The 12895-nt window shown below is 59.9% G+C and carries 13 protein-coding genes and 1 pseudogene; 7 read left to right on the forward strand and 7 right to left on the reverse strand.

Going from position 1 to position 12895, the window contains the following annotated elements:
* Positions 1 to 116: 116 nt before the first annotated feature.
* Positions 117 to 1610 (reverse strand): aldehyde dehydrogenase, encoded by a 1494-nt coding sequence (locus AO353_RS09195; protein WP_054594642.1) that lies wholly within the window; start codon positions 1608 to 1610, stop codon positions 117 to 119.
* A 224-nt stretch (positions 1611 to 1834) separates the two neighbouring features.
* Here AO353_RS09195 and AO353_RS09200 point away from each other — a divergent pair, with 224 nt between their 5' ends.
* Positions 1835 to 2197, forward strand: a complete 363-nt coding sequence (locus AO353_RS09200) for a cupin domain-containing protein (RefSeq protein WP_054594643.1) — start codon at positions 1835 to 1837, stop codon at positions 2195 to 2197.
* A 72-nt stretch (positions 2198 to 2269) separates the two neighbouring features.
* Here AO353_RS09200 and rpmG read toward each other — a convergent pair whose 3' ends face one another.
* Together rpmG and rpmB are read right to left on the reverse strand one after the other, a co-directional pair.
* Positions 2270 to 2425 (reverse strand): 50S ribosomal protein L33, encoded by a 156-nt coding sequence (gene rpmG, locus AO353_RS09205; protein ID WP_007894709.1) that lies wholly within the window; start codon positions 2423 to 2425, stop codon positions 2270 to 2272.
* An 11-nt stretch (positions 2426 to 2436) separates the two neighbouring features.
* On the reverse strand, positions 2437 to 2670 hold the full coding sequence (rpmB, locus tag AO353_RS09210; RefSeq protein ID WP_007894701.1) for a 50S ribosomal protein L28: 234 nt from the start codon (positions 2668 to 2670) through the stop codon (positions 2437 to 2439).
* 446 nt (positions 2671 to 3116) lie between these two features.
* On the opposite strand from rpmB, the gene AO353_RS09215 reads away from it, so the two are divergent.
* On the forward strand, positions 3117 to 4703 hold the full coding sequence (locus AO353_RS09215; RefSeq protein ID WP_054594644.1) for an ABC transporter substrate-binding protein: 1587 nt from the start codon (positions 3117 to 3119) through the stop codon (positions 4701 to 4703).
* Positions 4704 to 4710: 7 nt separating this feature from the next.
* Here AO353_RS09215 and radC read toward each other — a convergent pair whose 3' ends face one another.
* Complete coding sequence (radC, locus tag AO353_RS09220; protein WP_054594645.1) at positions 4711 to 5385, reverse strand: RadC family protein; 675 nt, start codon at positions 5383 to 5385, stop codon at positions 4711 to 4713.
* A 133-nt stretch (positions 5386 to 5518) separates the two neighbouring features.
* On the opposite strand from radC, the gene coaBC reads away from it, so the two are divergent.
* From coaBC to argB, 4 genes and pseudogenes are all read left to right on the forward strand, one after another.
* Entirely contained in the window at positions 5519 to 6727 is a 1209-nt protein-coding gene (coaBC, locus tag AO353_RS09225; protein ID WP_054594646.1) for a bifunctional phosphopantothenoylcysteine decarboxylase/phosphopantothenate--cysteine ligase CoaBC, read from the forward strand.
* A 5-nt stretch (positions 6728 to 6732) separates the two neighbouring features.
* The gene (dut, locus tag AO353_RS09230; protein ID WP_054594647.1) at positions 6733 to 7188 is read left to right on the forward strand and encodes a dUTP diphosphatase; all 456 of its coding nucleotides are present in this window, start codon (positions 6733 to 6735) and stop codon (positions 7186 to 7188) included.
* A 292-nt stretch (positions 7189 to 7480) separates the two neighbouring features.
* Positions 7481 to 8884 (forward strand): annotated as a pseudogene (locus tag AO353_RS09235) (phosphomannomutase/phosphoglucomutase); the annotation flags it as partial.
* A gap of 38 nt (positions 8885 to 8922) precedes the next feature.
* Positions 8923 to 9828 carry an acetylglutamate kinase gene (gene argB, locus AO353_RS09240; RefSeq protein ID WP_054594649.1) on the forward strand — a complete coding sequence of 302 codons (906 nt, stop codon included), beginning with the start codon at positions 8923 to 8925 and terminating at the stop codon, positions 9826 to 9828.
* Between the two features lie 200 nt (positions 9829 to 10028).
* Here the strand turns inward: argB and pyrE are convergent, their stop codons facing one another.
* Positions 10029 to 10673, reverse strand: a complete 645-nt coding sequence (gene pyrE / locus AO353_RS09245; RefSeq protein WP_054594650.1) for an orotate phosphoribosyltransferase — start codon at positions 10671 to 10673, stop codon at positions 10029 to 10031.
* Positions 10674 to 10755: 82 nt separating this feature from the next.
* Between pyrE and AO353_RS09250 the strand changes: the two genes are divergently transcribed.
* Positions 10756 to 11535, forward strand: coding sequence for an exodeoxyribonuclease III (locus AO353_RS09250; RefSeq protein ID WP_003176915.1), 780 nt, complete (start codon positions 10756 to 10758; stop codon positions 11533 to 11535).
* Between the two features lie 107 nt (positions 11536 to 11642).
* Here AO353_RS09250 and AO353_RS09255 read toward each other — a convergent pair whose 3' ends face one another.
* Positions 11643 to 12011 carry a DUF4870 domain-containing protein gene (locus AO353_RS09255; RefSeq protein ID WP_019694276.1) on the reverse strand — a complete coding sequence of 123 codons (369 nt, stop codon included), beginning with the start codon at positions 12009 to 12011 and terminating at the stop codon, positions 11643 to 11645.
* Positions 12012 to 12055: 44 nt separating this feature from the next.
* Positions 12056 to 12778, reverse strand: a complete 723-nt coding sequence (gene rph, locus AO353_RS09260) for a ribonuclease PH (RefSeq protein WP_054594651.1) — start codon at positions 12776 to 12778, stop codon at positions 12056 to 12058.
* Positions 12779 to 12895: the final 117 nt, after the last annotated feature.

The raw sequence follows: 12895 nt of genomic DNA on the forward strand, positions 1-12895 counted from the left end.
CGGCACAAAACAAACGTGGGAGATTCTATGTTGCAGGGTTGTCCTGCAACATAGAATCTCCCACATTAGACCTGCGTTGTATCGAGCCCCGAATGTGATCCGAGCCCTCTACAGGTTTACAACTTGATCCAGGTCGCCTTCAGCTCGGTGTACTTGTCGAACGCGTGCAGCGACTTGTCCCGGCCGTTGCCCGACTGTTTGAAACCACCGAACGGTGCGGTCATGTCGCCACCATCGTACTGATTGACCCACACGCTACCGGCCCGCAGGGCCTTGGCGGTCAGGTGGCCCTTGGAGATATCCGAGGTCCAGACTGCCGCGGCCAGGCCATATGGCGTGTCGTTGGCGATCCGGATCGCTTCCTCGACGCTGTCGAAGGTGATGACCGACAGCACCGGACCAAAGATCTCTTCCTGGGCGATCTTCATGGCATTGCTCACGCCATCAAAAATCGTCGGTTCAACGTAGGTGCCACCGGTTTCCTGAAGAATCCGCTTGCCGCCCGCCACCAGTTTGGCGCCGTCGGAGTGCCCGGATTCGATGTAGGACAGCACGGTGTTCATCTGCTGCGTGTCGACCAGCGCGCCAACGTTGGTCGCCGGATCCAGCGGGTTGCCCGGCTTCCAGGTTTTCAGGGCCTCGATCACCAGCGGCAGAAATTTATCCTTGATCGAACGCTCGACCAGCAGACGCGAACCGGCGGTGCAGACTTCGCCTTGGTTGAACGCGATGGCACTGGCAGCGGACTCAGCCGCAGCTTGCAGGTCCGGCGCATCGGCAAACACGATGTTCGGGCTCTTGCCGCCTGCTTCCAGCCAGACGCGCTTCATGTTCGATTCGCCGGAATAAATCATCAGTTGCTTGGCGATCTTGGTCGAACCGGTGAACACCAGCGTGTCGACATCCATGTGCAAGGCCAACGCCTTGCCGACAGTGTGACCGTAGCCTGGCAGCACGTTCAGCACGCCTTTCGGGATTCCGGCTTCAACGGCCAGCGCCGCGAGGCGGATGGCGGTCAACGGGGACTTTTCAGACGGCTTGAGGATCACCGAGTTACCGGTGGACAGCGCCGGGCCGAGTTTCCAGCAGGCCATCATCAGCGGGAAGTTCCACGGCACGATGGCGCCCACCACACCCACTGGCTCACGGGTCACCAGACCCAGTTGGTCATGCGGGGTGGCGGCCACTTCGTCGTAGATCTTGTCGATGGCCTCACCGCTCCAGCTCAGCGCTTGCGCCGCGCCCGGAACGTCGATGTACAGGGAATCACTGATCGGCTTGCCCATGTCCAGGGTTTCAAGCAGCGCCAGCTCTTCGGCGTGCTGTTTGAGCAGGCCGGCGAAACGAATCATGGTGGCTTTGCGCTTGGCTGGTGCCAGACGCGACCAGACGCCCGAGTTGAACGTGCTGCGAGCGTTTTCTACGGCGCGCTGGGCGTCGGCGGCATCACAGCTGGCGATCTTGCCCAGCAGGCGGCCATCGACGGGGCTGATGCAGTCGAACGTCTCGCCGGAGACCGCTGCGGTGTATTCGCCATTGATGTAGGCACGGCCTTCGATCTTCAGGTCGCGGGCGCGTTGTTCCCAGTCGGCACGAGTCAAGGTAGTCATACGAGAGTCCTCCTCTTATTGAATACGAGCGCCACACGATCTACGCAGGCACCTACAGGAATTCTGCCCGACCAGTTTTCAATTCGGTCCAAGGCAACTGCCACCCTAAACCAGCGCCCCCTCATGTTTCAATATATTTGACATAAGGCTGGCAAACGGCCTTGCGATGTTCATTTTAATAAACATAGACTTTGATTTTCAGGCAATCACGGGGAATTACAAGAATGAGCATCCAGGGCATTGTCGACTTCAGCCAGGCCACCACACCCGTCGAGCGCTACCGCCCGGACGCCGCAAAAGTGCTCAAAGGCGACCCCGAGCAAGCCGTCTACAACCACTACAGCAGCCCGTGCGGTCAGTTGAACGCGGGTGTGTGGGAAGGAGAAGTCGGGCAATGGACGGTGAACTTCACCGAACACGAATACTGCGAAATCGTGCAGGGGGTTTCGGTGCTGCGTGACCACGACGGCAATGCCAAGACCCTGCGGGCGGGCGATCGTTTTGTCATTCCGGCCGGTTTCCGCGGCACCTGGGAAGTGCTGGAACCGTGCCGCAAGATCTACGTGGCGTTTGAACAGAAGGCCTGAGGCTTTTCTGACCACAACAAAAAAGGCCCGTATCTTGCGATACGGGCCTTTTTCTCAAGAGGGAAAAATCAATTACTTGATTTTGCCTTCTTTGTAGATCACGTGCTTGCGAACAACCGGATCAAATTTCTTGATCTCGATTTTGTCCGGAGTAGTGCGCTTGTTCTTGTCGGTAGTGTAGAAGTGACCAGTACCAGCGCTCGAAATCAAACGAATCAATTCACGCATGATTAGCTCCCTTAGATCTTGCCAGCTTTGCGGATTTCGGCCAGCACGACAGTAATGCCACGCTTGTCGATGATACGCATGCCTTTGGCAGATACGCGCAGACGCACGAAACGTTTCTCTTCTTCAACCCAGAAGCGGTGATGCTGCAGGTTCGGCAGGAAACGACGACGGGTTTTGTTGTTTGCGTGGGAAATGTTATTCCCAGTCACCGGACCCTTACCGGTAACTTGACAGACTCTCGACATGCCTCAGCCCTCTAAAACCACATGCCCAACCCGGCATGGGTTGGCCGCTTAATCTCTCAGTCATTTGGCGCCAGGCGCCGCGTTTCTTTAAGGGTCTTACCGGCTACACCTACAGTGAAGGAACCGGGCCCCTAGAAAAGAGCGCTGCTTTATACCAGAAAGACTAGAGAGCAACAACAATCGGTGTGCATTGAATTAACAAAACCCCTATTTTTCGGGCTCCGAGCGCCTTGGACAAAGGCTGTCGTCGATGGTGACCGCTCGTCGCAGAAAGTCGGCCAACAGGCCAATCCAGGGTTTTCCTTGGGCAGTACTCACCGAAAACAATCGCACATACTCCCCTTAAAATGAAAAAGGGGATAGTCATTTGTAAAAGAGCCCACTAGGGTAAGCCTTTTCCAGACTGCACTCGCAGATGGGCCTTCGATCTGCACAGGAATTCACACATGCGCCTCGCTGCCCTACCGTTGTTGCTCGCCCCACTCTTGCTGAGCCCATTGGCCCAGGCTGCCGCTTTAAGCGTCTGCACCGAGGCCAGCCCGGAAGGGTTCGATGTCGTTCAATACAACTCGCTGACCACCACCAACGCTTCGGCCGACGTGCTGATGAACCGCCTGGTGGACTTCGACACCACCAGTGGCAAAGTCGTCCCCAGCCTGGCTGACAGCTGGGAAGTGTCGGCTGATGGCCTGACCTATATCTTCAAGCTGCACCCACAGGTGAAGTTCCACCACACCGAGTACTTCACCCCGACCCGCGATCTGAACGCCGAAGACGTGAAGTTCAGCTTCGAGCGCATGCTCGACCCGGCCCACCCTTGGCACAAAGTCGCCCAAAGTGGCTTCCCTCACGCTCAATCGATGCAGTTGCCTGCGCTGATCAAGAAAATCGACGCGCTGGACCCGCTGACTGTGCGCTTTACCCTGGACCACCCCGACTCGACCTTCCTTGTCACCCTGAGCATGGGGTTTGCCTCGATCTACTCGGCCGAGTATGCCGACCAGTTGCTTAAGGCCGGCACGCCCGAGAAACTCAACAGCCAGCCAATTGGCAGCGGCCCGTTCATCTTCGGGCGCTTCCAGAAAGATGCGTCGATTCGCTACAAGGCCAACCGCGACTACTTTGCCGGCAAACCGGCCGTGGACAGCCTGGTGTTCGCCATCACCCCGGACGCCAACGTGCGTTTGCAAAAGCTGCGGCGTAACGAGTGCCAGATCGCCCTGTCGCCCAAACCGCTGGACGTGCAGGCCGCCGCTCAGGACCCGACCCTGAAGATCGAGAGTACGCCGGCGTTCATGACCGCGTTCGTGGCCATCAACAGTCAGCATCCGCCACTGGATAAACCCGAAGTCCGCCAGGCGATCAACCTCGCCTTCGACAAGGCCAGCTACCTCAAGGCCGTTTTCGAAGACACCGCGCAGGCTGCCAACGGTCCGTACCCGCCCAACACCTGGAGCTACGCCAAGGACTTGCCGGGCTATCCGAAAGACATCGCCAAGGCGCGCGCGCTGCTGGCCAAGGTCGGGCTCAAGGAGGGGTTTAAAACCACGATCTGGACCCGTCCGTCCGGCAGCCTGCTCAACCCGAATCCAAGCCTTGGCGCCCAGTTGCTGCAGGCGGACCTAGCCGAAGTCGGGATTCAGGCGGAAATCCGGGTGATTGAATGGGGCGAGCTGATTCGCCGCGCCAAGGCCGGCGAACACGACCTGCTGTTCATGGGCTGGTCCGGCGACAACGGTGACCCGGATAACTTCCTCACGCCACAGTTCTCCTGCGCGGCGGTCCAGTCCGGGACCAACTTCGCCCGCTACTGCGACCCGGCCCTGGATAAAGTTATCAGCGCCGGCAAGACCACCACCGAACAAGGCGTGCGCAGCAAGCTTTACGAACAGGCCCAGGCGCAGATCCAGCAACAGGCGCTGTGGCTGCCACTGGCACACCCGACCGCCTACGCATTGACGCGCAAGGACGTTCAGGGCTACCAGGTCAGCCCGTTTGGCCGTCAGGATTACTCGAAAGTCAGCCTGAAATAGCCCCGGACTACATCCATCCGTACTCGGCCATCGACAGCGGATCGCCATCGCCGACGATGAAATGGTCGAGTACCCGCACATCGATCAGGTCCAGCGCCTCTTGCAGGCGCCGGGTCAGCGCTCGATCCGCCTGACTGGGCTCGGCACTGCCTGACGGATGGTTGTGGCACAGGATCAACGCCGCGGCGTTGTGCGCCAGTGCACGCTTGACCACCTGACGTGGGTAGACACTGGCGCTGTCGATCGAGCCGCGAAACAGTATCTCGAACGCCAGCACCCGATGCCGGGAGTCCAGGAACAGACAGCCAAACACTTCATGCGGCTCATGGCGCAACATCGCCTTCAGGTAATTGCGCACCTCGATCGGGCTCTTGAGCACCGAGTCGCGACGCAAGCGTTCCGCCAAGTGCCGCCGCGCCATCTCCAGCACTGCCTGCAATTGGGCAAACTTTGCCGGCCCCAGCCCAAGTTGACTGCCGAACGTCTGCTGATCGGCCTCCAGCAACGTGCGCAGGCTGCCGAATTGATGCAACAGGTGTCGCGCCAGATCGACTGCGCTTTTGCCGGTCACCCCGGTGCGTAGAAAGATCGCCAGTAACTCGGCGTCCGAAAGGCTCGCCGAACCCTGCTCCAGAAGCTTCTCCCGCGGACGCTCTGCCGCCGGCCAATCGCGAATGCTCATAGCACCTCCATGTGTGTGGGCGCCGCTGTTCCGTTGCGGTCGCTGTGATATCGTAGTCCATCTTTTTTGCGGGCGATTTCACCCTGGGGAGGGGTTTCGCCACGTAGTCATCAATGAATTGAAAGGCAGGCCTATGCAGCGGCTGTATCGGAAACGCATCGTTCTCGGCGTCGGCGGCGGCATTGCCGCCTACAAGAGCGCCGAGCTGGTTCGCCGACTCATCGACCAGGGCGCCGAAGTGCGCGTGGTCATGACCCGTGGCGGCAGCGAGTTCATCACCCCGCTGACCATGCAGGCACTCTCCGGGCACCCGGTCCACCTGGACCTGCTGGACCCGGCGGCCGAAGCTGCGATGGGCCACATCGAGCTGGCCAAATGGGCCGACCTGGTGCTGATCGCGCCGGCCACCGCCGATCTGATCGCGCGCCTGGCCCAAGGCATCGCCAATGACCTGCTGACCACCCTGGTACTGGCCACCGACGCCACCGTCGCGCTGGCCCCGGCGATGAACCAGGCCATGTGGCGCGACCCGGCCACCCAGGCCAACACCCAATTGCTCGAAAGCCGTGGCTTCAAGGTCTTCGGCCCGGCGTCCGGCAGCCAGGCCTGCGGCGACGTCGGCATGGGCCGCATGCTCGAAGCCGACGATCTGGCGCAATGCGCCGCCGACTGCTTCCAGCGTCAGGCGCTGACCGGCAAACACGTACTGATCACGGCCGGTCCGACCCAGGAAAACATCGACCCGGTGCGCTACATCACCAACCACAGCTCCGGAAAAATGGGCTTTGCCCTGGCCGAAGCCGCGGTTGAAGCCGGCGCCCGGGTGACCTTGATCACCGGCCCCGTGCACCTGCCGACCCCGGATCGCGTCACCCGGATCGACGTGGTCAGCGCCCGCGACATGCTCGCCGCCTGTGAAGCCGCGATCCCTTGCGACCTGTTCATCGCGTCTGCTGCGGTTGCGGACTATCGCCCGGAAGTCGTCGCCCCACAAAAACTCAAGAAAGACCCTACGAACGGCGACGGCTTGTTGCTACAAATGGTCCGCAACCCAGACATTCTGGCGACCATTGCCACGCGCCCCGACCGTCCGTTCAGTGTCGGTTTCGCCGCCGAAACCGAACACCTGCTCGACTACGCTGCACGCAAGCTGAAAGACAAAAACCTCGACCTGATCGTCGCCAACGACGTGGCCAACCCGAGCATTGGCTTCAATAGCGAGGAAAACGCTTGCAGCGTGATCGACCGGGAGTTGCATGCAACACTCTTCGCCCAGACCAGCAAGGCCAAAATCGCCCGCCAGCTGATCACTTTTATCGCCGAACGTCTGAACCAGGTTTAACTCACATGCACGCTTTACAAGCCAAGATCCTCGACCCACGCATTGGCCGCGAATTCCCGCTGCCGCAGTACGCCACGCCAGGCTCCGCCGGCCTCGACCTGCGGGCGATGCTGGAACAGGACACCGTCATCAAGCCGGGTGAAACCCTGCTGATCCCGACCGGCCTGTCGGTGTTCATCGGCGACCCGGGCCTCGCCGCACTGATCCTGCCGCGCTCGGGCCTGGGCCATAAGCACGGCATCGTGCTGGGCAATCTGGTCGGGCTGATCGACTCCGATTACCAGGGCCCGCTGATGGTCTCCTGCTGGAACCGCGGCCAGACCGACTTCAACATCGTGGTGGGTGAACGCCTTGCCCAACTGGTGCTGGTGCCGGTGGTTCAGGCGCACTTCGAGATGGTGGAAGAGTTCGTCGAAACCCAGCGCGGCACCGGTGGCTTCGGTCATTCCGGCAGCCACTGATACAACAAAGCCCCATGTGGCGAGGGAGCTTGCTCCCGCTGGGCTGCGCAGCAGACCCCAAAATTTTGTGGGCGCTACGCACCCAAGCGGGAGCAAGCTCCCTCGCCACAATGTTTATGCAGTCTCACTTGCAAGGTTCACCACCAGAATCAAGGCATGAGCCGGTTTTCATGAATGTCATGGCCCTTTCGCACCACGAACTCTCTGCGGAAAACGCCGTCATATCTTCCAGTTTTAGCCTGCCGACGAATGATTCGCAGGCAGGTCCAGCCACTTTCGAGATGGAGCATTTCCACAGATGAGCACCCCAACCCGCGTCGCCCCCAAGTTCCCCGACAGCATTTTCCGCGCCTACGATATTCGTGGCACCGTTCCGGAATTTCTGAACGCTGAAACGGCTTACTGGCTCGGTCGCGCCATCGGTGCCCAAAGTCTGGCCCAGGATGAGCCGAATGTTTCTGTCGGCCGTGATGGTCGCCTTTCCGGCCCGGAGCTGGTGGAACAACTGATTCAGGGCCTGTACGACAGCGGCTGCCACGTCAGCGACGTCGGCCTGGTGCCAACCCCGGCGCTCTATTACGCGGCCAACGTGCTGGCCGGCAAGTCTGGCGTGATGCTCACCGGCAGCCACAACCCGTCGAACTACAACGGCTTCAAAATCGTCATCGCCGGCGACACCCTGGCCAACGAACAGATCCAGGCCCTGCATGACCGCCTGAAAACCAACAACCTGAGCAGCGGCAAGGGCAGCATCACCAAAGTCGAGATCCTCGACCGCTACACCGCCGAAATCGTCCAGGACATCAAGCTGGCCCGACGCTTGAAAGTCGTGGTCGACTGCGGCAACGGTGCCGCCGGCGTTATCGCGCCTCAGTTGATCCAAGCGCTGAACTGCGAAGTCATCCCGCTGTTCTGCGACGTCGATGGCAACTTCCCGAATCACCACCCGGACCCGGGCAAGCCTGAAAACCTGGTGGACCTGATCGCCAAGGTCAAGGAAACCAACGCCGACCTGGGCCTGGCCTTCGACGGTGACGGCGACCGCGTCGGCGTGGTGACCAATACCGGCGACATCGTGTTCCCGGACCGCCTGCTGATGCTGTTCGCCAAGGATGTGGTTGCACGCAACCCGGACGCCGAGATCATCTTCGACGTCAAATGCACCCGTCGCCTGACACCGCTGATCAAGGAATATGGCGGTCGCCCGCTGATGTGGAAAACCGGTCATTCGTTGATCAAGAAGAAGATGAAACAAACCGGCGCCCTGCTCGCAGGCGAAATGAGCGGGCACATCTTCTTCAAGGAGCGCTGGTTCGGTTTCGACGACGGTATTTACAGCGCCGCGCGGCTGCTGGAGATCCTCAGCAGGGAAAAATCCACTGCGCAAGAGTTGTTCGAGACCTTCCCGAACGATATTTCTACGCCAGAAATCAATATCCATGTGACCGAAGAGAGCAAATTCAGCATCATTGATGCACTGCACGATGCCCGTTGGGGTGAAGGCGCCGAATTGACCACCATCGACGGTGTGCGAGTCGACTATGCCAAAGGCTGGGGCCTGGTTCGCGCGTCCAACACCACACCGGTGCTGGTCCTGCGTTTCGAGGCCGATAACGACGCCGAACTGCAGCGCATCAAGGACGTGTTCCACACCCAACTGAAACGTGTTGCACCTGACCTCCAACTACCATTTTGATTTTTTGAAGCGCCTTTATTGAAGTGCCGGAGCCCCGAATGACCATCGAACGCGAAGCCGCCGCCAACACCGCCAAGGTCCTGTCCGAAGCGCTGCCTTACATTCGCCGCTATGTCGGCAAGACCCTGGTGATCAAATACGGCGGCAACGCGATGGAAAGCGAGGAGCTGAAAACCGGCTTCGCCCGCGACATCGTGCTGATGAAGGCCGTGGGCATCAATCCGGTGGTGGTTCACGGCGGCGGCCCGCAAATTGGCGACTTGCTCAAGCGCCTGTCGATCGAAAGCCACTTCATCGACGGCATGCGCGTCACTGACGCCCAGACCATGGACGTGGTGGAAATGGTCCTCGGTGGCCAGGTGAACAAAGACATCGTCAACCTGATCAACCGCCACGGCGGCAGCGCCATCGGCCTGACCGGCAAAGACGCCGAGCTGATTCGTGCGAAGAAGCTCACCGTGACCCGTCAGACACCGGAGATGACCCAGCCGGAAATCATCGACATCGGCCAGGTGGGCGAAGTGGTCGGGATCAATACCGACCTGCTGAACCTGCTGGTCAAAGGCGATTTCATCCCGGTGATCGCGCCAATCGGTGTCGGCGCCAATGGCGAGTCGTACAACATCAACGCTGACCTGGTGGCCGGCAAGGTCGCTGAAGCACTGAAAGCTGAAAAGCTGATGCTGCTGACCAACATTGCCGGCCTGATGGACAAATCCGGCACGGTCCTGACCGGCCTGAGCACCCAGCAGGTCGACGAACTGATCGCCGACGGCACCATCTACGGTGGCATGCTGCCGAAGATCCGTTGTGCGCTGGAAGCCGTACAGGGCGGCGTCGGTAGCTCGCTGATCATCGATGGCCGGGTGCCGAATGCGATTCTGCTGGAAATCTTCACCGACACCGGTGTGGGCACCTTGATCAGCAATCGCAAGCGTCCATAAGCAACACACACAAAAAGACCCCGCTCAGCCAGGCTGAGCGGGGTCTTTTTTTGCCTGCGATCTCAATAGGAGATCATTTTGTGGCGAGGGAGCTTGCTCCCGCTTGAGTGCGCAGCGCTCACAAAATCCTTGGGTCTGCTACGCAGCCCAGCGGGAGCAAGTTCCCTCGCCACACAAGCCCGCCCCCATAAGGGTTGTGGTTAGACGCCGAATTGCGCCCGGTAGGCTTCAACCGCAGGCAAATGCTGCTTGAGCTGCGGATCGTCGGCGAGGAACTCCAGCACCTGATTCAGCGAAACAATGCTGATCACCGGGATACCGAAGTCACGCTCCACTTCCTGGATTGCCGACAATTCACCGTTGCCACGCTCCTGACGGTTCAGCGCGATCAGCACGCCGGCCGCCTTGGCGCCTTCCTGGGAAGCGATGATCTGCATCACTTCACGGATTGCGGTACCGGCGGTGATCACGTCGTCGATGATCAGCACGTCGCCGGTCAATGGCGCGCCGACCAGGCTGCCGCCTTCGCCGTGGGCCTTGGCTTCCTTGCGATTGAAGCACCATGGCAGATCGCGGTCATGGTGCTCGGCCAATGCCACGGCGGTGGTCGCCGCCAAAGGAATACCTTTGTACGCTGGGCCAAACAGCACGTCGAACGCGATGCCGCTCTCGACGATGGCTGCCGCGTAGAAACGACCCAGCTGCGCCAGCGCAGAACCCGAGTTGAAAAGGCCGGCATTGAAGAAGTAAGGACTGGTACGCCCGGACTTCAGGGTGAACTCACCGAAGCGCAAAACGCCGCGATCGATGGCAAAACGAATGAAGTCGCGCTGATACGCTTGCATGAAAAAAACCCCAAATACCACGGATTTAGCTAATTAGGTAGACGCCGTGTATCATACACGCACGCGATTTTTGGGGCCATTTATGCGGATCATCAGTGTGAACGTCAATGGTATTCAGGCTGCAGTCGAGCGTGGTTTGCTCAGTTGGCTGCAGGCACAGAATGCCGACGTCATCTGCCTGCAGGACACCCGCGCCTCCGCCTTTGAACTGGACGACCCAGCCTTCCAACTGGATGGCTACTTCCTTTATGCCTGCGATGCCGAAGTTCCCGCCCAAGGTGGCGTGGCTTTGTACTCGCGGTTGCAACCGAAGGCTGTCATCAGCGGTCTCGGCTTTGAGACGGCCGACCGCTACGGGCGCTACCTGCAAGCCGATTTCGACAAGGTCAGCATCGCGACCTTGCTGCTCCCTTCGGGGCAGAACGGCGATGAAGACTTGAACCAGAAGTTCAAGCTAATGGACGATTTCGCCCGTTATCTGGATAAACAGCGACGCAAACGTCGCGAGTACATTTATTGTGGCTCGCTGTACGTGGCGCAACAGAAGCTGGATATCAAGAACTGGCGCGACAGCCAGCAATCCCCGGGCTTCCTGGCGCCAGAGCGTGCCTGGATGGACGAGATTGTCGGCAACATGGGGTATGTCGATGCCCTGCGCGAAGTCAGCCGTGAAGGCGATCAGTACAGCTGGTGGCCAGACAACGAACAGGCTGAAATGCTCAACCTGGGCTGGCGTTTCGACTACCAACTGCTGACCCCGGGCCTGCGCCGCTTTGTACGCAGCGCTCGCTTGCCACGTCAGCCGCGGTTCTCGCAACACGCGCCGTTGATCGTGGACTACGACTGGACGCTGACGATCTAAGCGTCTTTTCGCAGCTGCAAAAAAGCCGACAGAGATGTCGGCTTTTTTGTAGTCGCCCAACTCCCGTAGGAGCAAGGCTTGCCCCTACAGGTCGATGTGGTTGCGGGTTATTTGATCAACCGCCAGGTGAAGGGGTAGCGATATAGCTGCCCTTCATTGGCTTTGACCCCGGCGATGATTGTCAGCACCAGCGCCCCGATGGCCACCAGGCCAAACAGGAAGAAGCCGATCACCACCACCATCAACAGCAGGCAGATGGCCGAAGCAATGGCCACGCTGATCTGAAAGTTCAGCGCCTCCTTGCCCTGATCGTCGATGAACGGGTCCATCTCGCGCTTCAGTTGCCAGAGGATCAGCGGCCCGATCAGCGAACCGAACGGCACCCAAATCCCCAGCAAGGCCGAGAGATGGCAGAACATGGCCCACTGACGAACCTCACGGCTCGGCACTGGCAACGGAAGTTGCTCATCACTCATGACGCTCTCCTTGCTGGACATCGGAACCTGGGTATTGGGGGCAATCAGTCGGCCAACGCAGCGTTCTGCAGATCGAAAATATCGTTCATGCCTTTCTTCGCCAGCTCCAGCATCGCGTTCAGCTCTTCAGGCTGGAACGGCGCGCCTTCAGCGGTGCCCTGCACTTCGATGAAACCACCGGTGCTGGTCATCACCACGTTCAGGTCGGTTTCGGCAGCCGAGTCTTCCAGGTAGTCCAGATCCAGCACTGGCTCGCCCTGGTACATGCCCACGGACACAGCAGCAATCATCTGCTTGAGCGGATCACCGCCTTTCAGGCCGCCGCGCTTCTTGATCACTTTCAAGGCGTCGACCAGCGCAACCATGGCGCCAGTGATCGAGGCAGTACGCGTACCGCCGTCGGCCTGGATCACGTCGCAGTCGACGTACAGGGTCACGTCGCCCAGCTTGGACATGTCCAGCGCAGCGCGCAGGGAACGACCGATCAGACGCTGGATCTCCAGCGTACGGCCGCCTTGCTTGCCGCGGCTCGCTTCACGCTGGTTACGCTCGCCAGTGGCGCGCGGCAGCATGCCGTATTCGGCGGTCAGCCAGCCTTGGCCCTGCCCCTTGAGGAAGCGCGGCACGCCGTTTTCGACGCTGACGGTGCAGATCACCTTGGTATCACCGAACTCGACCAGTACAGATCCCTCGGCGTGTTTGGTGTAGTTGCGGGTAATGCGGATCGAGCGGAGCTGATCGGCAGCGCGACCACTTGGACGTTTCATAGAGGAACACCTGTACGGAGGACGGAAATCTGCCGAGCATTATAGGGCGACCAGGCGCGCCTGGGCACTTCTAAAAAAAACGGGCGACGAGCGAGGGCTCTGAACCGGGCTCTGCGA

Source organism: Pseudomonas fluorescens, assembly GCF_001307155.1.
Taxonomy (GTDB): Bacteria; Pseudomonadota; Gammaproteobacteria; order Pseudomonadales; family Pseudomonadaceae; genus Aquipseudomonas; species Aquipseudomonas helvetica.